Origin of the sequence: Pseudomonas asplenii (assembly GCF_900105475.1) — a bacterium.
Lineage (GTDB): Bacteria > Pseudomonadota > Gammaproteobacteria > Pseudomonadales > Pseudomonadaceae > Aquipseudomonas > Aquipseudomonas asplenii.
Genome location: NZ_LT629777.1, coordinates 4,925,278 through 4,944,297, shown reverse-complemented (window position 1 = coordinate 4,944,297; position 19,020 = coordinate 4,925,278). Strand labels below are relative to the sequence as shown.

Annotated in this window: 16 protein-coding genes and 1 pseudogene; 11 read left to right on the top strand and 6 right to left on the bottom strand. The window is 62.7% G+C overall.

What is annotated here, in order from left to right:
* Positions 1–53 precede the first annotated feature (53 nt).
* The 10 genes from BLU37_RS21870 to BLU37_RS21825 all read left to right on the top strand — a co-directional run bounded on the left by BLU37_RS21870 (position 54) and on the right by BLU37_RS21825 (position 9,489).
* Positions 54–1,274, top strand: a complete 1,221-nt coding sequence (locus BLU37_RS21870) for a methyl-accepting chemotaxis protein (protein ID WP_090208817.1) — start codon at positions 54–56, stop codon at positions 1,272–1,274.
* A 9-nt stretch (positions 1,275–1,283) separates the two neighbouring features.
* Entirely contained in the window at positions 1,284–1,652 is a 369-nt protein-coding gene (locus BLU37_RS21865; protein WP_010446480.1) for a response regulator, read from the top strand.
* Between the two features lie 22 nt (positions 1,653–1,674).
* Positions 1,675–1,962, top strand: coding sequence for an STAS domain-containing protein (locus BLU37_RS21860; protein WP_010446478.1), 288 nt, complete (start codon positions 1,675–1,677; stop codon positions 1,960–1,962).
* A 51-nt stretch (positions 1,963–2,013) separates the two neighbouring features.
* Positions 2,014–4,059, top strand: coding sequence for a chemotaxis protein CheA (locus tag BLU37_RS21855; RefSeq protein ID WP_090208815.1), 2,046 nt, complete (start codon positions 2,014–2,016; stop codon positions 4,057–4,059).
* Positions 4,060–4,088: 29 nt separating this feature from the next.
* Positions 4,089–5,744, top strand: coding sequence for a methyl-accepting chemotaxis protein (locus BLU37_RS21850; RefSeq protein ID WP_090208812.1), 1,656 nt, complete (start codon positions 4,089–4,091; stop codon positions 5,742–5,744).
* A 35-nt stretch (positions 5,745–5,779) separates the two neighbouring features.
* Positions 5,780–6,319: a chemotaxis protein CheW gene (locus BLU37_RS21845; RefSeq protein WP_090208810.1), complete on the top strand. Its 540-nt coding sequence runs from the start codon at positions 5,780–5,782 to the stop codon at positions 6,317–6,319.
* Positions 6,320–6,328: 9 nt separating this feature from the next.
* Complete coding sequence (locus tag BLU37_RS21840) at positions 6,329–7,138, top strand: CheR family methyltransferase (protein ID WP_010446473.1); 810 nt, start codon at positions 6,329–6,331, stop codon at positions 7,136–7,138.
* Positions 7,135–7,626: a chemoreceptor glutamine deamidase CheD gene (gene cheD / locus BLU37_RS21835; RefSeq protein WP_010446472.1), complete on the top strand. Its 492-nt coding sequence runs from the start codon at positions 7,135–7,137 to the stop codon at positions 7,624–7,626. Before BLU37_RS21840 ends, cheD begins: the two co-directional genes overlap by 4 nt.
* 2 nt (positions 7,627–7,628) lie before the next feature.
* Positions 7,629–8,711: a protein-glutamate methylesterase/protein-glutamine glutaminase gene (locus tag BLU37_RS21830; protein ID WP_010446471.1), complete on the top strand. Its 1,083-nt coding sequence runs from the start codon at positions 7,629–7,631 to the stop codon at positions 8,709–8,711.
* 145 nt (positions 8,712–8,856) lie between these two features.
* On the top strand, positions 8,857–9,489 hold the full coding sequence (locus BLU37_RS21825) for a glutathione S-transferase family protein (RefSeq protein ID WP_090208807.1): 633 nt from the start codon (positions 8,857–8,859) through the stop codon (positions 9,487–9,489).
* On the opposite strand, the gene BLU37_RS21820 is transcribed toward BLU37_RS21825, so the two are convergent.
* From BLU37_RS21820 to BLU37_RS21805, 4 genes are read right to left on the bottom strand one after another with little or no spacing between them, the layout of a single operon-like run.
* Positions 9,453–9,908 carry a response regulator gene (locus tag BLU37_RS21820; RefSeq protein WP_010446467.1) on the bottom strand — a complete coding sequence of 152 codons (456 nt, stop codon included), beginning with the start codon at positions 9,906–9,908 and terminating at the stop codon, positions 9,453–9,455. The two genes, BLU37_RS21825 and BLU37_RS21820, sit on opposite strands and share 37 nt — an antisense overlap.
* Positions 9,905–12,232 carry an ATP-binding protein gene (locus BLU37_RS21815; protein ID WP_090208804.1) on the bottom strand — a complete coding sequence of 776 codons (2,328 nt, stop codon included), beginning with the start codon at positions 12,230–12,232 and terminating at the stop codon, positions 9,905–9,907. Before BLU37_RS21815 ends, BLU37_RS21820 begins: the two co-directional genes overlap by 4 nt.
* Entirely contained in the window at positions 12,229–12,882 is a 654-nt protein-coding gene (locus BLU37_RS21810) for a response regulator (protein ID WP_019363794.1), read from the bottom strand. The genes BLU37_RS21815 and BLU37_RS21810 overlap by 4 nt, the downstream gene beginning before the upstream one ends.
* The gene (locus tag BLU37_RS21805) at positions 12,879–14,063 is read right to left on the bottom strand and encodes a sensor histidine kinase (protein WP_090208798.1); all 1,185 of its coding nucleotides are present in this window, start codon (positions 14,061–14,063) and stop codon (positions 12,879–12,881) included. The genes BLU37_RS21810 and BLU37_RS21805 overlap by 4 nt, the downstream gene beginning before the upstream one ends.
* Before the next feature lie 177 nt (positions 14,064–14,240).
* Between BLU37_RS21805 and BLU37_RS21800 the strand changes: the two genes are divergently transcribed.
* Entirely contained in the window at positions 14,241–14,759 is a 519-nt protein-coding gene (locus tag BLU37_RS21800; RefSeq protein ID WP_172833130.1) for an SgcJ/EcaC family oxidoreductase, read from the top strand.
* Between the two features lie 13 nt (positions 14,760–14,772).
* Here BLU37_RS21800 and BLU37_RS21795 read toward each other — a convergent pair whose 3' ends face one another.
* Both BLU37_RS21795 and BLU37_RS21790 read right to left on the bottom strand, forming a co-directional pair.
* Entirely contained in the window at positions 14,773–16,293 is a 1,521-nt protein-coding gene (locus BLU37_RS21795) for an MFS transporter (protein ID WP_090208792.1), read from the bottom strand.
* A gap of 178 nt (positions 16,294–16,471) precedes the next feature.
* A pseudogene (locus BLU37_RS21790) lies at positions 16,472–18,889 on the bottom strand (glucose/quinate/shikimate family membrane-bound PQQ-dependent dehydrogenase).
* Between the last annotated feature and the right edge of the window lie 131 nt (positions 18,890–19,020).

Here is a 19,020-nt window from a genome sequence, read left to right as displayed (position 1 = left end):
GCAGATAAGTCCTATGTTGTTTGTATTGGCAAGAACGTTCAAGGATCGAATTCATGATATCGCGTCAATCCAGTCCTAGCCCCAGTTCCATTTCCGGTCATCCGCGTTTTCGTTGGTTCGCTTTGATCCCTGTTGTGCCTGCTGTTACCTGGATACTCGTGCAATCGACCTCTGCGGCCAACCTGCTGGCTTGTGCGGTCCTGGTGCTGCTAGGTCTCGTGGCTTGCGCCTGGAGCGCGCGCTCACAACGTGATGCGGTGCTTCGCGCGAGTGCACGGGGCCTGAGCGAGCAAAGTGGCGCAGATGCCGCGCAGAACGGTGCGGCTTCACGGGCGACGCTCGATGAGGTGTTGCTGGGGGCCATGCCGATATGGGCCAAGCAGGTAGAAAACTCGCGCCAACAGACCGAAGAGGCAATTGTCAGCCTGGTCAATCGTTTCAGCGGGATCGCCACGCGCTTGCAGGAGACGGTACAAGCCTCGCAGCAGGCTGCCGGCGAACTGGATGGCCAGGCCGCTGATGGCGCGCTCAAGGTGCTGGCGCGCAGCGACAGCGAGCTGAGCCAGGTGATCGACTCTCTCAAGGCCACTCAAACCAGCCGTGACCAGATACTCGGCCAGGTGCGCGGGCTTACGGCCTATACCGGCGAATTGCGGACCATGGCCGCCGACGTTGCGGCCATTGCCGCGCAAACCAACCTGTTGGCCCTCAATGCCGCCATCGAAGCAGCCCGTGCCGGCGAGGCCGGTCGTGGCTTTGCCGTGGTGGCCGATGCAGTACGCACCTTGTCGAGCAAGTCCAGCGAGACCGGCCAGCAGATGTCGGCCAAGGTCGACATCATCAACAACGCCATTACCCAACTGGTGCAGGCCGCGTCCAGCAGCGCCGACCAGGACAGCCATTCCGTCGGCGCGTCCGAGCAGAGCATTCAGCTTGTACTTGCACGTTTCCAGGACATCACCGGTCGCCTGGCCGACTCCGCCGATCTGCTCAAGCAGGAAAGCCACGGGATTCGCGACGAGCTGACCGACGTGCTGGTCAACCTGCAATTCCAGGATCGGGTCAGCCAGATTCTCAGCCACGTGCGCGACAACATCACCGCGTTGCACGATCACCTGTTGCAGGCCCGCCAGTCGCCGGGCCAGGCCGAAACCATGGACGCCCGGCAATGGCTGGCGCGCATGGAATCCACCTACGCCACCGACGAACAGCGGCGTACACACCATGGCACAGCCGCCGCCCAACAGAGTTCAGCAGAAATCACTTTCTTTTAGGAGCCCATCATGGCGAAGAACGTATTAGTGGTCGACGACTCCAGCAGTGTGCGGCAAGTGGTCGGGATTGCCTTGAAAAGCGCCGGTTACGACGTGATCGAGGCGAGCGATGGCAAAGACGCGCTGAGCAAACTCACCGGGCAGAAAGTACACCTGATCATCAGCGACGTGAACATGCCGAACATGGACGGCATCACCTTCGTCAAGGAGGTGAAGAAACTGGCCAACTACAAGTTCACGCCTATCATCATGCTGACCACCGAGTCGCAGGAATCGAAAAAGGCCGAAGGTCAGGCTGCAGGAGCCAAGGCATGGGTGGTCAAGCCCTTCCAGCCGGCACAGATGCTGGCGGCAGTTTCCAAACTGATCCTGCCCTGAAACCCGGCCCCAGGAGGCAACCATGTCCGTTACCAGCGAAATCGTCGCCGATACGGTTCGCGTAGGCATTGACGGTGAACTCACCATCTACACCGTCGCCGAACTGGCGGCCGCGCTGCTGCCACAGATGGGGGCGGCGGCGTGCCTAGAACTGGACCTGTCGCAGGTCACCGAAATGGATGGCGCCGGGCTGCAGTTGCTTGCAGTCATCGAGCGTGAAGCCGGCCTCGCCGGTATGGCCTTGAGCCTGACCGACAAGAGCCCGACGGTCACGCAAACGCTTCAACTGTGCCGCAGTCCCGCCTTTTAGCCGGCACCGCGACGGTTCATTGATAGACAGGGATAGACAGGGATAGTCCAGGTGAGCATCAATCTCGATCAGGCACAGCAGACTTTCATCGTGGAGGCACGTGAACTGTTGCAGGCCATGGAGCAATCCTTGCTGCAACTGGAAAACGAGCCCGGCGATCAGGATGCCATCGGCGCGATTTTCCGTGCCGCACACACCATCAAGGGTTCCGCCGGGCTGTTCGGCCTGGCACCGATCGTCAGCTTTACGCATATCGTGGAGGATGTGCTCGACCGTATCCGCGATGACAGTGTGGCCGTGGATGCCGCGCTGATCGCGGTACTGCTCAAGTGCGGCGACCATATGCTTGAGCTGATCGAAGTCGTCGCCAATCGGGGCGAGGTGCTCCAGCCGCCTGCGCTGGAGCGGGAAGCTGCCTTGCGCGCTTCGCTGAGTGTCTACCAGACACCAACCGAGCCCGGCGAAAGCGCGCCAGTCGCCGTTGCAGGCGCAGGTCCGGACACGTCGGGCGAGGTGTTATGGCACATTTCCTTGCGCTTTGGCGTGGACGTGTTCCGCAATGGCATGGACCCGCTGTCGTTCCTGCGCTACCTCGACACCTTGGGGCAGATGATTCAGGTGACTACGCTGACCGATAGCATTCCGGCCCTTGAAAGCTGGGATCCGGAGAGCTGCTACCTGGGCTTCGAAATCGACCTGCGTTCCGCCGCCAGCCATGCCACCCTCAATGAAGTCTTCGACTTCGTGCGTGACGAGTGCGAAGTACATATCCGCGCCGTCGACGAAACCCCTGACGGCACGCTTGCCCAGGGTACCGAGCTGGTCGCGCTGCCTGAGTCACAAGCCACGGTTGCCGCGCCTCAGCGGCTACCGGTGACCAGTGAGGCGAAAGCCCGGGATGGCAACTATGTGCGGGTCAATGCCGACAAGCTCGACGAGTTGATCAGCCTGGTCGGCGAACTGGTGATCGCCAGCGCTGGCGCGAGTCTGCTGGCCCGTTCCTGCAACAACGCTCCATTGCAAGAGTCCACCTCGACCGTGTCAGGTCTGGTGGAGGACATTCTCGACAGTGCCCTGCACCTGCGCATGATCCCTATCGGAGATACGTTCAACCGCTTCCGCCGCGTGGTACGCGACGTCAGCCAGGAGTTGGGCAAGGACATCGACCTGATCATCAGCGGTGCGGAAACCGAACTGGACAAGACGGTGGTGGAGAAGATCGGCGATCCGCTCATGCACCTGTTGCGCAATGCCATGGATCACGGTATCGAAAGCGCCGAAGCCCGGCGTGCGGCTGGCAAGCCGAGCAAGGGTCACCTGAGCCTCAATGCTTACCACGACTCGGGCAGCATCGTCATCGAAATCGCCGATGACGGAGCGGGCCTCAACCGTGAGCGCATCCTGGAAAAGGCTCAGGAACGAGGGCTGGTCGCCAGCGGCGCGGTGCTCAGCGACCAGGAGATCTACAACCTGATCTTCGAAGCCGGTTTCTCTACCGCCGAAGCGGTGACCAACCTGTCCGGACGTGGCGTGGGCATGGACGTGGTCAAGCGCAACATCTCGCTGTTGCGCGGTACCGTCGACCTGGACAGCCGCCCCGGCCAGGGCACCGTGGTGCGCATTCGCCTGCCGCTGACCCTGGCGATCATCAATGGTTTCCTGGTGGGCATCGACCACGCGACCTACGTGATTCCCCTGGACATGGTCCAGGAATGCATCGAACTGGATGAACACCAGCGCCAATCCAGCCGCGACCAGGGGTATCTGGGCCTGCGTGGCGAGGTATTGCCCCTGGTGGACTTGCGCGATCACTTCAACCACGAAGGCCCTGCGGCTCGGCGGCAGAACGTGGTGGTGGTGCGTTACGCCGAGCACAAGGCCGGTCTGGTGGTGGACGAGTTGCTCGGCGAGTTCCAGATCGTGATCAAGCCCCTGGGCAAGCTCTTCGGCTCACTGCGTGGTATCAGCGGTTCGACCATATTGGGCAGCGGCGCGGTGGCCCTGATTCTGGATGTGCCGGCATTGCTCAACCAAATCGTACACCTGGAAGCCCGTATGGCCCAGGCACCTCAGTCGTCTCCTGTCGTTGGTCGCTGACGTATTTGCAATTCCATGGAGGTTCCTCGATGAAATGGTTCTACGATCTGAAAATTTCAATCAAGCTGATCAGCTCTTTCCTGATAGTCCTGGCGCTGACCGCCGGCATGGGAGCCTTCGCTATCGTCCAGCTCGGCAGTGTCAACCAGGCGGCCCAGGACATCAGGGGCAACTGGTTGCCATCCATGCGCGCAGCGGCAGGCATGCGTTTTTTTGCAGCCAACTATCGCCTGAAGGAAAACCGTCACATCAGCACCGAAGTGGCCGAGGAAAAGGTCCAGGCGGAACGCGAAGCCGTCGAGGCGCGCCAGCAGTTCGAAACCAGGCTCGAAACCTACGAGAAATTGTTATCGAACGACGAAGATCGTCTGCTTCTCGACAGCGTCAAGAGCGCCTGGGGTACCTACCTGGCGGCCAGTCAGAAACTGTTCGAACTGTCCCGGCAGAATGAGGTGGATCAGGCTCGTGGCGTGCTGCGCGGCGAGTCCAAGGTGCATTTTGATGAGCTGACGAGTCGCCTGCAGAAAATGATCGAACTCAACGACGTCGGCGCCACGTTGGCCGGTGATCGGGGCTCGGAATTGTACGAAAGCTCACGTCTGTCGATCGTCGCGGCCTTGATCGTTGCACTGTTGGTCGGCCTGGGGCTGGCATTGTTCATCGCCCGGATCATCTCGCGGCCGTTACGCCACGCGGCGGCAGCGGCCGAGCAACTGGCCGAGGGCAGTCTCAACGCCCATATCGAATCGGGTGCGAAGGATGAGACCGGCATGGTGCTCAACGCCATGCGCAACATGGTTGGCAAGCTGGCGCATATCATCGGCGATGTGCGCAACGCCGCCGACAATCTGGCCAGCGCCTCGGAGCAGGTCAGCGCCACCGCGCAATCGATGAGCCAGGCCACCAGCGAGCAGGCGGCCAGTGTCGAGGAGACCAGTGCGTCGGTGGAGCAGATGAGCGCCAGCATCAACCAGAATACCGAGAACGCCAAGGTCACCGATGGCATGGCCAGCAAGGCGGCCAAGGAGGCCGCCGACGGCGGCGAATCGGTGCAGCAGACGGTGGTGGCGATGAAAAAAATCGCCCAGCGTATCAGCATTATTGATGACATCGCCTACCAGACCAATCTGCTCGCCCTCAACGCTGCCATCGAGGCCGCGCGGGCCGGTGAGCATGGCAAGGGCTTCGCGGTAGTGGCCGCCGAAGTGCGCAAGCTGGCCGAGCGCAGCCAGGTGGCCGCCCAGGAAATCGGCGAGTTGTCTTCCAGCAGCGTGGACATGGCCGAGAAGGCCGGCAAGCTGCTCGATGAAATGGTCCCCTCGATCACCAAGACTTCCGATCTGGTGCAGGAAATCAGTGCCGCGTCCGAGGAGCAGGCCGCCGGTGTCGCGCAGATCAACATGGCGATGACCCAGCTCAACCAGGTCACCCAGCAGAACGCCTCGAGCAGTGAGGAACTGGCCGCCACCGCAGAAGAAATGAGCAGCCAGGCCGAGCAGTTGCAGCAGGCCATGAGCTTCTTCGTGCTCGATGCCACACCCAGGGCTGCACCTGCTCGCAACCTGGACAATGCCGGCAACAAACCCGATCGCCAGGCGCAGCGTCCCATGGCGCAGGCACCGCGCAAGGCATTCGCTCAGAACATGGCCGGTGCCTTGGACGAATCGGAATTCACCCGCTTCTGATCGCAGGATCGATGCCGGCTCAAAGGGAGAATGACATGGGCGCTGTAATGACCACCCGTCACACTGCGGTTGCGACAAGCGAGGAGGCGCAGTACCTGACCTTCATACTCGGTGGCGAGATGTTCGCCCTCGGTATCCTGGGGATCAAGGAAATTATCGAGTACGGCAGCCTGACCATGGTGCCGATGATGCCGACCTTCGTGCGCGGCGTGATCAACCTGCGCGGTTCCGTCGTGCCGGTGGTCGACCTGTCGGCGCGCTTTGGCCGTGTGGCTTCGACCATTACCCGGCGCTCCTGCGTGATCATCATCGAGGCCAGGACGGAGGAGGGCCAGCCTCAGGACATCGGGTTGCTGGTGGATACCGTGTCTGCGGTGCAGGACATCTCGGCAGACCAGATCGAACCACCCCCCAGCTTCGGTGCGCGGATTCGCGCCGATTTCATCAGCGGCATGGCCAAGGTCGAGGGCAAGTTCGTGATCGTGCTGGCGGTGGACAAGGTGCTGTCCATTGACGAGATGTCCAGCCTCGCCGAGGCCGCCCAGGCGCCGGGGCTCGACCTCGATCCGCGTTAAGGCCCGATCATGCCAGACACCTCTTCTCTCGACGATCGCGAGTTCGGCCAGTTCCAGTCCTGGTTGTACCGCGCGGCCGGCATCAACCTGTCGCAGGCCAAGAAAGCCTTGGTGGCCGGGCGCCTGTTCAAACGCCTCAAGCACTATGAACTGGAGAGCTATGGGGAGTACTTCAAGCTGATCATGACCGATCAGCACAAGGGGGAGTTGCAGGTTGCACTGGACCTGCTGACCACCAATGAGACCTACTTTTTTCGCGAGCCCAAGCACTTCGATTTCTTGCGCCAGCAGGTACTGCCCAAGGTGGCGCCAGGCAAGCTGTTTCGCGTGTGGAGCGCCGCCAGCTCCTCCGGCGAAGAGCCCTACAGCCTGGCCATGACCCTGGCCGAAAGCCTGGGCACCACACCCTGGGAGGTGATCGGCTCGGACATCAGTACCCAGGTGCTGGCCAGGGCGCGCACGGGGCATTACCCCATGGAGCGCGCCGGCACCTTGCCCATGCCGTTGCTGACCAAGTATTGCCTCAAGGGCATTGGTCGCCAGGAGGGCACCTTCCTGGTCGACAAGGCCCTGCGCAACCGGGTCAATTTCGTCCAGGTCAACCTGAACGAAAGCCTGCCCGACCTGGGGGAGTTCGAGGTGATTTTCCTGCGCAACGTCATGATCTACTTCGACCAGAAGACCAAAAGCCAGGTGGTTTCACGCCTGCTGCCACGCCTGAAGCCTGGTGGCTTCTTCATCATCAGCCATTCGGAAAGCCTCCACGGCGTGAATGACACGCTCAAGCTGGTGGCTCCGTCGATTTATCGCAAACCATGAAAAAGCCCGTCGATGTGAGCGAAGTGGTATTGGCGCCGGGGGAGGTCAGCTTCGCGACCCGGCCGACGCGTCTGCGGACCCTGCTCGGGTCATGCGTGGCGTTCACGTTCTGGCACCCGCAACGGCGGATCGGTGGCATGTGCCATTTCATGCTGCCGGCACGCTTGCGCAGGGACCATGCCCTGGATGGCAGATATGGCGACGAGGCAGTCGAACTGCTGTTTCGTCACGCTCGCGCCAACGGCACAACGCCGCAGGATTATCAGGTCAAGCTGTTCGGTGGTGGCGAGATGTTTCCCGAACAGCGCCGCAACCTGCCTGCGCAGGACGTGGCCAGCTTGAATGTTCGGGCGGCGCTGGCCTTGGCCGAGCGTCATCGACTGTGCCTGACCGCCCAGGACATGGGCAGTACCGGCTACCGAACAATTGTATTCGACCTTTGGAACGGCAACGTCTGGGTCCGGCACCAACCAATGGGAACCCTCTGAAAATGCCTAACAAGAAAATCAGTGTGCTGCTGGTCGATGATTCGGCTGTGGTGCGCCAGGTACTACTGAGTCTGCTCAACGATACGCCGGACATCCATGTCATGGGGGCCGCCTCCGACCCGATTTTCGCCATGGACAAGCTCGCCCGGGAATGGCCGGATGTGATCGTGCTGGACGTGGAAATGCCGCGTATGGACGGCCTTACCTTCCTGCGCAAAATCATGGCTGAACGGCCAACCCCGGTAGTGATCTGCTCCTCGCTGACCCAGAAAGGCGCGGAAACCTCCTTGCAGGCGTTGTCCGCCGGTGCCGTGGAAATCATTACCAAACCGACCACCGGCTTGAAAAACTTCCTGATCGACTCGGCGGCCGAACTGGTCGCGGCAATCCGTGCAGCAGCGAATGTCAACGTCAGGAACCTGGGCAAACGCGCCGCACCAGCGATGCCGGCGTCTGTGCCGGCCAGCAAACTCAGCGCGGACGCGATCCTGCCCGCCGCCAACGGCCACGCCATGGCCCAGACTACCGAACGCATCGTCGCCATCGGCACTTCGACCGGCGGCACCCAAGCCCTGGAAACCGTACTGACTGCGCTGCCGAGGGTATGCCCCGGCATGGTGGTCGTGCAGCACATGCCGGAGAAGTTCACCGCGTCCTTCGCCGAACGCCTCGACAGCCTGTGCCAGATCGAAGTCCGTGAAGCCCGCAACAACGACCGCATCCTGCCCGGCCTGGCCCTGATCGCCCCCGGTGGCAAACACCTGATGGTCACCCGCAGCGGTGCCTTCTACCATGCCCAGGTCATTGATGGCCCGTTGGTCAACCGCCATCGTCCATCGGTGGACGTGTTGTTTCGCTCCGTGGCCAAGTTTGCCGGCAAGAACGCCACCGGCATCATCATGACCGGCATGGGCGATGATGGCGCGCGGGGCCTCAAGGAGATGCTCGACGCCGGCGCCGCGACGGTTGCCCAGGATGAAGCCAGCTGCGTGGTATTCGGGATGCCCAAGGAAGCCATCAAGCTTAATGCCGCGCAGCGGATCATGGCCCTGCAGGATATTCACCAGGCGATTTTGCATAAGTGAATGACGAGGGTGGTCAGCGCACCAAACGGCAAGCCTTGCCCTGAAGGTGGCTTCAGCCGTGTTGCCGCCGTGGGCTACAAGCCCGAACGACTTGAAAGAGGGTACAGTGACGTCCCGATGATTGGAAAATACGGACGTCCAGAGAATGTCAGAGTTCAAGTTACATTGCTTCGCGCTTTCGGGTAACTCGTACAAGGTTGCGCTTTTCCTCGCGCTGGCCCAGCAGAAGTGGGAGCAGGTATTTGTCGACTACCTGAACGGGGAGACCAGGACCAGGGAGTGGCGCGAGACGGTCAACGAACAGGGCGAAGCCCCGGTGCTGGAGCATCAGGGCAAGAAGCTGACACAGTCTGCGCTGATTCTCGATCATCTGGCGCAAGTGACCGGTAAATTCGGGCCTGAAAATGAAGAAGAACGCCAGGAGATCTGGCGCTGGATGCTGTTCGATAACCACAAATTCACCAGTTACTACGCAACCTTGCGCTTCATGTACGGCCTGCAGAAGTCCGGAGAGACGCCGGTCACCCAGTTCTTTCGCGAACGCGTGCGAGCGGCCTATCAGATTGTCGATAACCACCTTGGCAAGACGCCGTTTCTGGTCGGGGAGCGGCTGACAATCGCCGATCTGTCCCTGGCCGGTTATGTCTTCATGCCCGAGGACACCGGCATCTCCAAGTCGGAGTTCCCCAATATCGAGGCCTGGAAAGCGCGCATTCAAGCCATGCCAGGCTGGCAGCACCCCTATGACCTGATGCCAGGGCCTACCAGCGCGATCTGATCCGCCGGAATCAGCGTGCGCAAGGTGTTATACAGCGCACGCGTCTCCAGCAGGTTCCACACCCGCAGCATGGTTTCCAGGGCATCCAGCGGTTTGCTGATGAAATCCTTGGCCCCCAGCGCCAGGGCCCGCAGACGGGTGTCGCGGGTCGCATCGGCAGTCAGGACGAGGATCGGCAGGTACTCGCCCGCCGGAATACGCCGGTTCAGTTGCTCGAGAATCGCGAAACCATCGAACTCCGGCATGTGCAGGTCGAGAATCACCAGGTCCGGCTCGAAGCTGTTGAACAGGTCGAGGGTCCGCAACGGCTCGGTGCTGCTCAGCACGTTGCTCAGGCCTTCGCGCACCAACAGTTGCTCCATCAGGTCGAGGTTGGGGCGTTGGTCGTCGATGATCAGAATACGCAGGTCGTTGTTCACGCGGGCTCCGCAAGGTACTGGTCGAGGTGGGCGAGGAACGAGGGAATGTGAATCGGTTTGCCCAATACCGCTGTCGCACCGGCTTCGCACAAGGCTTGACGGGTAGCCTCGCTGGTGTCGGCGGTCATCATCAGCACCGGGGTCGAGCGGGTGATGGGCGACTGACGCAGGAGTTGCAGGATGGCCAGCCCGTCCATGTCCGGCAGGGTCACGTCGAGCAGGATCAGTTGGGGCGCATGCTGCGCGGCCAGGTCGAACCCCAGTTGCCCTTGCATGCTCGACAACAGCCTGATCCCCGGGCGCCTCTGCAACAGGGTTTCGATCAGTGCCAGGCTCGACAGCTGGTTCTCGATGCACAGCACCTGACCGCGCCAGGTCGGGAGGCCGGGAGCAGCGGGCTCGGCAGGGGGAGCGATCGGTTCAGCCGCAGGCACTGGGGTGTCCTGCAGGCGCACGAACGGCAACTCAAGGGTAAATCGGGAGCCCAGGCCTGGCTGGCTCTGCACGGCCAGGCTGCCTTGCATCATTTCCAGCAGGTTCTTGCTCAACGCCAGCCCGAGGCCGCTGCCTTCGATGTTCGGGTCGATATCCAGGCGTTCGAACGGCGTGAACAACTGCCCCAGGCGCTCGGCAGCAATGCCCTTGCCGGTATCGCTGACCGACACGGCGATGCGTTGTTGATCGACGCTGACGTCGATGCTGACCTGGCCTTCAGGCCGGTTGTACTTGATGGCATTGGACAGCAGATTGAGCAGCACCTGGGTCAGGCGCTGGCGGTCGGCGACGATGCCGCTGTCGGCCGGCAGTGCTGGCAGTGGCAGCAGACGAATGCCGGCACTGGTGGCCATCGGTGATACCAGCGTCAGCGCTTCCTGCAGCACCGATATCAACGGCACCGATTCGAGGTTCAACTGCAGGTGTCCGGCTTCGATACGGGCGATGTCCAACACCTCGTTGATCAGCCCCAGCAAGTGTTTGCCGCCCCGGAGAATGTGCAGGATATTGGCTTGCTGCCCCGGCTGCGCCTCCATCTCCAGCAGTTGCGCAAAACCCAGGATCGAGTTGAGCGGGGTGCGCAGCTCATGGCTCATGCGCGAGAGAAACTCGCTTTTGGCGCGGCTGGCCCGTTCGGCTTCCTCGCGGGCGGTGCCCAGCGCAATCTCGGCTGTGCGGCGGTCGGTGATGTCGCGGGTGATCTTGGAGAAACCGCGCAACGCCCCGCGGCTGTCGTATTGGGCGGTGATCACCACGCTGGCCCAGAAGCGGCTGCCATTCTTGCGAATGCGCCAGGCTTCTTCCATGTAGTGACCATCGCGGGTCGCCTCGCGCAGTGCATGCTCGGGATGCTCCGGGCATTCCTGCGGCAGGTAGAAGAGCGAGAAATGCTGGCCGATGATTTCCTGTTCGGTGTAGCCCTTGATCCGCTCGGCGCCGGCGTTCCAACTGGTGACGAAACCCTCGGTGTCGAGGGCGAAGATGCCATAGTCCTTGACGCCATCGATGATCAGCCTCAGCCGCTCTTCATTGTCTCGCAGCGCCCGCTCGCGTTCGGCCAGCAGCAACCCGGCCTCCACCAGACGGGTGCCGAGCTGGCCGATTTCGTCGTGTTCCGGCGGTTGTGGTTGCAGGGGTTGGCCCAGCGCCAGGCGTTGCGCATTGCCCTTGACCTGCTGCACCCGCGCGACGATGCCCTTGGACAGAAACAGCACGGCGACGATGGCGCCGAACAGGCCACAGAACGCCGCCAGCAACGTCGAGAGCAACAGGCGCTGGCGCGTCTCGGCGGCCGCTGCGGTACGTTCGGCCAGCAAGGTGTCCTCAAGGGTGAGGATGGTGCCGATATGTTCGCGCAACTCGTCGAGGATGTGCTTGTTGCTGATCAGGATCGGGGTGATCGTCTCCGGCTTGTTGCTGTGTTCGTCAAGCATCTCTTCCAGGCCGGCGATCTTGCTGTTGATCAACGGTTCGATGGCTGCCAGTTGCCGGCGCACGCGCTCGTCACGCACGTTGCGGTTCAGGCGTTGCAGGGCTGCGTCGATCTGCGGCCGGACTTTCAGATAGCTCGGCAGAAAATCCTCGCGCTGGGTCAGCAGGTAGCCGCGTACGCTGGCGGCTGCTTCGGCGAGCAGGGTATGCACGGTCTGGATATCGCCCTGTACGCGCAACACCCGCCGCACGTCTTCTTCGGCATGGGCGGTCTGGCGTTCGGTGATGTAGATCAGCACCAGCGACATCAACAGAATCACCAGGGGCAGGGAAATCACCACCAGCGCCTTGTCCCGTAGCGGCAGGTCGATCCAGCGGCGCGCGGGCAACAGCCTCATGGTTGCGCCACCAGGCCCAAGGCGATGCCCCGAACGGCGGCCTGGGTCCGGTCCGCAGCGCCGAGCTTGCCAATGACCCGTTCGACATGGGCCTTGGCGGTCCCGGTGGTAATACCCAGTTTCTCGCCGATTTCACGGTTGCTCAGCCCGCCCGCGACCAGCCCGAGCACCTGGCGTTCGCGGGCGGTGAGGTTTTCGCTGGTGGGTGCACCACTGCCGTGGCGTTCGGTCATGCGCCGCAGCAGGCGGGCGCTGACCGCACTGTTGAGCGCCTCTTCGCCGCGCGCGACACGTTGCAGGGCCTCGATCACCTCGTCGCGACGAGCATCCTTGAGCAGATAACCCACGGCGCCGGCCTGCATGGCCGCTTCCAGGTGGTCCGGGCTGTCGTCCATGGTGAACATCACCACTTTCAGCGTCGGCTGCTTCTGCTGAAGGATGCGGGCCGCGCCCAAACCGTTGAGCACCGGCATGCGGATGTCGAGGATGGCGATGTCGGGTTGCAGTCGTTCACACAGTTCGATGGCTTCCTGGCCGTCGCAGGCCTGGCCAACCACGTCGAATTGCGGATGGCCGGCGAGCAGGGCGACGAAGCCGGTGCGGGTGACTTCATGATCGTCGGCCAGAACCAGGCGCAGGACGGCTGTCATTGATGGGGTTCCTCCAGAATGCAGGGCACGTCGACCACCAGTTGCGTGCCGTGCCGGGCGTTGCTGATGCAGGTGAATGTTCCACCGAGCAGGCTGGCGCGCTCCTGCATCGTCGCCAGTCCCAGGTGTCGGGCGTCGTGGCTGTCGAGTGGTTGCTCCGGGGCAAAGCCCTTGCCGTTATCGGCCACGCGCAAGCAGGCCTGGCCCTCGCTCAGTTCCAGGGCCAGTTGGACCTGGCTGGCCTGGGCATGTTTGAGAATATTGTTGATACCTTCCTGGGCGATCCGGAACAGGGCGATCTCCACCGAGCCTGGCAGGCGTGCCGGGCAGCGAGCCATCCATTGCACGTTGATCCCGGCATCCCGCAGACGATCGGCTTCCTTGTCGAGTGCAGTCAGCAAGCCAAAATCGTCGAGCACGGTGGGGCGCAGGCCGGCGATCAACTGTCGGCCCTCGACCACGCAATGCTGCGCCAGGGTCAGGATCGCCTGCAGGTCCGTGTCCAGCGCCTGGGGAAGTGGCGGGCAGCGGCCGGCGAAGCCTTGCAGGCGCTGGTGCAATCCGGCAAGGGTCTGCGCCAGGCCGTCATGCAGGTCATAGGCCACGCGCTTGCGTTCGTCTTCCTGGGCCCGGAACAGTCGGTTGACCAGGTCCGAGAGGGTACGGTCACGCACGATCAGGGTGCTCAGCAGGCGGTCGTTTTCCAGATGCGCGGCCAGCAGGGTGGCGAGCAGTTGCAGGGACTCGAGGTCTTCGTTGTCGGGAGCGCCGATACGGGTGCTGTTGGCCAGCAGCAGAATACCGAAGGTCTGGCCGTCGCCACCGCGCAGCGGTACTCGCAGTACCTGGGACAACAGCGCGCCCGGCTGCTCCAGCCAACAGGGGCTGCGCATCGCGGTATCGATCTGATCGCCGAGGCTATCCAGGCGTTCCTGGCTGCCCTGGCTGGCGGTGCTGCTGACTCGTCCATCGGCGTCACGCTCCAGCAAAACGCCATGGTCCATCGCGAGAAAGGCGCAGGCGCGGGTCAGGACGCGCTCGCGCATGGCGATCGGGGACAGCCGGGTCAGTTCCTGACCGGTATCGACCAGCAGCCGCAGGCGCGCCGCGCGACTCTGTGACTGCCGGTACTGGGTCCGGATGGCCAGGGCGCTGCCCGGATCATGAGGCAGGTTTTGCATGGTCGGGCTCCGACACTTCGGGAGGCGTGCCCGTACGGGCGAGGGCGCTATTAAACCGTGTAACCGGGCCGGGGGCTATCTGCCGAATGGCATAGGTAAAAGACTCCGGTTGGCCGATGGCGGGGCGGGTGGCGCTTGGCAAAGTACAGCCATCGGACATCACTGGAGAGTTGCATGATGAAAATGAAGACCTCGGCCCTTGTTCTGCTGGTGGCCCTCAGCGCCCCGTTTGCCCAGGCTGCTGAAACCACACCGTATGTCTATAACGACGTTGCCACCCAGCCGAGCAACCAGAAAGACCGTGAAATCGCCGGCCTGTTCGACCGCTGGAATGCGGCCCTGAAGAGTGGCAGCGCCCAGGCGGTGGTAGACCTCTACGCGCCGGATGCCATGCTGCAGCCGACGGTTTCCAACCAGGTGCGTACGACACCGGCGCAGATCAAGGACTACTTCGACCACTTCCTGGCACTCAAGCCGATCGGGCAGATCAACTACCGTGACATCCACCGACTGGGCAATGACGTGGCCATCGACAGCGGCGTGTACACCTTCCTCCTGACCGGAGCCGACGGTGCGACTCGCCAGGTGCAGGCACGCTACACCTTCGTCTACGAGCAACTGAACGGCCAGTGGAAGATCCTCAATCATCACTCTTCGGCGATGCCGGAAGTGCAGGCCAAACACGCCGCCAACTGATTGCGGCGTGCTGTTAGCCGTGTGTGGCGCTCTTCGGCGCGTAGTTGGCAAGCATGAAGAATACGATCACCGCCAGCACGCCGATCAGCACGGCCGAGGTGGTCAACAGAACCGAGTGGGTGGTCGAGAAGGCCACCTTCGCCGCTTCGATCAGTGCGCTTGCCTGGTCTGCGTCCAGCTGTTGTGCCACGACGTGGGCATCCCCGATGGAACGGGTAGCCTGGGTCGCCAGCGGTTGCTCAAGCTGCGGCGGCAGTTCGAGCGTCCGTGCGAACACCCTGGACATGAACACGCCAAAAAAGGTGATCCCCAGCCCGCTGCCCAACTCATAGCCTGTCACTTCCAGCGAACCCGCCGCACCGCCCTTGCTGGCCTCGACCGAGCCCATGATGGCGATGGAAGAGGCCGTGAGCCCGGTGCTCAGCACCAGCCCCAGCATGCCCAGCAACGCCGGCACCCAGACGCCGGGATGATGGAAGTCGGCCTGGGCCAGCAGCGCGAGCACCACCGCAGAAATGACCAGTGACAGGCTGGCAACCAGGCGCAGACCGAACAGGTTGCTCAGGTAGCCGGCGCAGGGGCCGCCGATGGCGGCTGCCGTCATGATCGGGATCATGAAAATCCCGGCCTGCAACGGCGTCTTGCCCAATACGTACTGCAGTTCCTGGGCGAGGGTCAGCTCCACGCCAGCCAATGCGCCGCAGGTGACAATCGCCATGATCATGCCCGCCAGGATCGCCGGATGCGAGAACAGCGACAGATCCAGCATCGGATTTTGCGCCCGCAGTTGCAGGCGGGCGAACACGGCCAGCAACGCCAGGCCGAAAACCAGAATCGAGACGGTGAGTGCCAGGGATTGCGTGGCGCCGACACCGGCCTTGATGCCATACACCACTGAAATGATACCGGCAATGAGGATCAGCGCCTGACCGAAGGCCCAACCGCCTGGCGTGGTGATTTCGCGGCGAGGCAACAATACAGACGCAAACACGACCACGATCAGCACGACCGGAACATTGATCAGGAATACCGAGCCCCACCAGAAATGCTCCAGCAGTCCGCCACCGATCAACGGCCCGACCGCTGCCCCTGCGGCACCGACGGTGCCCCACAGACCCAACGCCATGGCCCGTTCCTGTTCATCCTCGAAGGTCCGGCGGATGATCCCCAGCACACAAGGCATGATCATCGACCCGCCCAGCGCGAGCAGGACCCGAGCACCAATGAGCATGGCCGGCGTCTGGGCAAAGGCGGCCAGCAGGGACGCAACGCCGAATATCAATAGCCCGCTCAACAGGATGCGCCGATTGCCAATGCGATCGGCCAGGGTCCCCATCGGCACCAGCAATCCGGCCATCAGCAGCGGGTAGATATCGATAATCCAGAGGACTTCGGTGCCTGATGCCTGCAAAGCCAGGGTCAGCGACGGAATGGCGATGTGCAGGATCGTCATGTCGATCACCACCGGCAGGAAAGCCAGCATCACGGCAAACAGGATCAGCCAGCGTTTGGCCGAGGGGTGAGAAGAGGGCATGTGGACTCGACAGGAATCATTGCAGGACGCTCAGTGTGCCTCGCAACGGTCGACAGGGATGTGAGTGATTGTGAAGGTTTGTATCCGCCCGTTACCCGCGCGGTACAGGGATGTCTTGCGGGGCTGGCGTGAAGCCGCCCCGCAAGACCTGTTTACCCGCCGCAGGAGGGCAGGTGGATCACGGCAAGGCGTATGCCATGACGTAATCCCCACGATCGGTCGATTGCCGCGCGCCACCGGCGGTAATCACCACATACTGCTTGCCGGTCTTGGGTGAGACGTAGGTCATCGGGCCGCCCTGGCTGCCCACGGGCAGGCGGGATTTCCAGATTTCCTTGCCGTTGCCGCTGTCGAAGGCGCGCAGGTAGAAGTCCTGGGTACCGGCGATGAACACCAGGCCGCCCTGGGTCGACAGGGTGCCGCCGAGGGTCGGCAGGCCGATCGGCAGCGGCAGGTGCATGCGGATGCCCAGCGGGCCGGTGTCTTCTACGGTGCCGACCGGGACCTGCCAGGCGATCTGGCGGGTCTTCATATCAATGGCGGTCAGGGTGCCATAAGGCGGCGCCTGGCACGGAATGCCGGCGACCGAGAGGAAGCGGTTCTTGTTCACCGCATAGGGCGTGCCCTTGAGCGGTACCGCGCCCATGCCGGTGTTCAACGCTTCACCACCACCCGCCGCCGAGCCCTTGTTGACCGAGGGGATCATCTGGATCCACAGGCCCAGGCGCATGTCGTTGACGAAGATGAAACCATTCACCGGGTCGGTCGACAGACTGCCCCAGTTCATGCCGCCCAGGGAGCCCGGAAAGCTCAGCGACAGGTCAGTGCCCGGCGCGGTGTAGAGGCCGTCGTAGCGCATCTTCTTGAAGTCGATACGGCACAGCAACTGATCGAACGGGGTCGCGCCCCACATGTCCGATTCGGTCAGGGTCTGGGCACCGATCTGCGGCATACCCACCGATTTGGGCTGGGTCAGCGAGTAGGGCTCGTTGGGAATGTTGGCGGCCTTGACCGGCACTTCCTCGACCCGGGTCAGCGGCTAGCCGGTGGCCCTGTCGAGCACGTAGATCTGCCCGGCCTTGGTGCCGATGACGACGGCCGGTACTTGCTTGCCGTCATCTCTGGTGAAGTCGATCAGGCTCGGCTGCATCGGCAGGTCGAAGTCCCAGAGGTCGTTGTGCACGGTCTGGTAGACCCACTTCTCGGCGCCCGTGCTGGCGTCCAGCGCGAGGATCGAGGCACCGTACTTGTGGTTCAGGGCGGTGCGCTCGACACCGTAGATATCGGTAGACGAGCTGCCCATCGGCAAGAACACGGTGTTCATCGCCGGATCGTACGACATCGGCGCCCAGCTGTTCGGGGTGCTGCGCACGTAGGTCTTGCCGTCAGTGGGCGCCTGCTTGTCTTGCGGGTTGCCCGGATCGAACGCCCAGCGCATGGCGCCGGTAATCACGTCGAAACCGCGGATCACGCCACCGGGCATGTCGGTCTGGACGTTGTCGGCGACACGCCCGCCGACCACCACGGTGGTACCAGCCATCAGCGGCGCGGACGACAGTTGGTAGTAGGAGTCCGGCACATCGCCGAGGCCGGCCTTCAGGTCGACCTGGCCATGGTTGCCGAAACCTTCGCAGAAGGCACCGGTGTCGGCGTCCACCGCGATCAGGCGGGCGTCGATGGTGTTGGTCAGCAGGCGCCGCTGGCAATTGGCGCCAGCCGGCACAGTGGCGGCGATCACCGGCACGCTGTTCGGTTGAGTTGGCTGCTGCACCGGCTGGCTCGCATCGAAGTACGCCATGCCGCGGCAACGCTGCCAGACCTTGGACTGGGCGTTGATCGGGTTCTTCCACAACTCCTTGCCGGTGTCGGCATCCAGCGCGATCAGGTTGTTGTGTGGGGTGCAGATGAACACCTTGTCGCCAACCTGCAGCGGTGTCAGCTGGTCTTCGGCGCCGTTGCCGTCGCTGATGGCCACATCGCCGGTGTGATAGGTCCAGGCCACCTTCAACTGATTGATGTTGGTGCGGTTGATCTGATCCAGCGCCGCGAAGCGGCTGCCACCCTCGGTGTTGCCGTAGTGCGCCCAATCCTTCTGTGCCTTGGCCGGATCAACCGGTGTCAGCGCCGGCCCGTTACCGGTGGCCGGCACGCTCGGATGCGCGACGAACATGTTGCCCACCGCCCAGACCAGTGCAATCGCCAGCACCCCGGCCAGGCCGTAGGCGCCACGTCCGGCGCTGCGGCCGGAGGCGCGCACCAGGCTCGGGTAGACCAGTGCGACCACCAGGCCGATGACGCTGAACATGAACAGGCGGGAGAACATCGGCCAGAAGCTGCGATCAGTGTCCACCAACGCCCAAAGCGCGGTGCCGACCAGGAATGCGGCGAACAGCCAGGCACCGGCCGGCTTGCGGCGGGCGATCAGGACACCGGCGATAGCCATGGCCAGCCCGCCAATCAGGAAGTAGCCGCTGCCGCCCAGCATCACCAGGCGCACACCGCCTGCTGCCAGGATCAGGCCGAGCAGGGCGATGATAATGCCCAGTCCGTAGAGAATGAATCGGGTGAGGCCACTGGCCCGGGAAGGTTGTTTCATGATGGAACGTCTCGCTGTGTGAATGCGCTGACTATACCCTTAGCTTGCTAATTAACTGAATAGTTAATTTGTCATTCTGCGACAAATTCTCACAGGGGCAGGCCTCGTCGATGCGCCGATATGCCTACCTT

Coding starts and splice junctions, on each gene's coding strand:
- BLU37_RS21870 (WP_090208817.1), top strand. CDS start 54: ATGATATCGCGTCAATCCAGTCCTAGCCCCAGTTCCATTTCCGGTCAT.
- BLU37_RS21865 (WP_010446480.1), top strand. CDS start 1,284: ATGGCGAAGAACGTATTAGTGGTCGACGACTCCAGCAGTGTGCGGCAA.
- BLU37_RS21860 (WP_010446478.1), top strand. CDS start 1,675: ATGTCCGTTACCAGCGAAATCGTCGCCGATACGGTTCGCGTAGGCATT.
- BLU37_RS21850 (WP_090208812.1), top strand. CDS start 4,089: ATGAAATGGTTCTACGATCTGAAAATTTCAATCAAGCTGATCAGCTCT.
- BLU37_RS21845 (WP_090208810.1), top strand. CDS start 5,780: ATGGGCGCTGTAATGACCACCCGTCACACTGCGGTTGCGACAAGCGAG.
- BLU37_RS21840 (WP_010446473.1), top strand. CDS start 6,329: ATGCCAGACACCTCTTCTCTCGACGATCGCGAGTTCGGCCAGTTCCAG.
- cheD (WP_010446472.1), top strand. CDS start 7,135: ATGAAAAAGCCCGTCGATGTGAGCGAAGTGGTATTGGCGCCGGGGGAG.
- BLU37_RS21830 (WP_010446471.1), top strand. CDS start 7,629: ATGCCTAACAAGAAAATCAGTGTGCTGCTGGTCGATGATTCGGCTGTG.
- BLU37_RS21825 (WP_090208807.1), top strand. CDS start 8,857: ATGTCAGAGTTCAAGTTACATTGCTTCGCGCTTTCGGGTAACTCGTAC.
- BLU37_RS21815 (WP_090208804.1), bottom strand. CDS start 12,232: ATGAGGCTGTTGCCCGCGCGCCGCTGGATCGACCTGCCGCTACGGGAC.
- BLU37_RS21810 (WP_019363794.1), bottom strand. CDS start 12,882: ATGACAGCCGTCCTGCGCCTGGTTCTGGCCGACGATCATGAAGTCACC.
- BLU37_RS21805 (WP_090208798.1), bottom strand. CDS start 14,063: ATGCAAAACCTGCCTCATGATCCGGGCAGCGCCCTGGCCATCCGGACC.
- BLU37_RS21800 (WP_172833130.1), top strand. CDS start 14,241: ATGAAAATGAAGACCTCGGCCCTTGTTCTGCTGGTGGCCCTCAGCGCC.
- BLU37_RS21795 (WP_090208792.1), bottom strand. CDS start 16,293: ATGCCCTCTTCTCACCCCTCGGCCAAACGCTGGCTGATCCTGTTTGCC.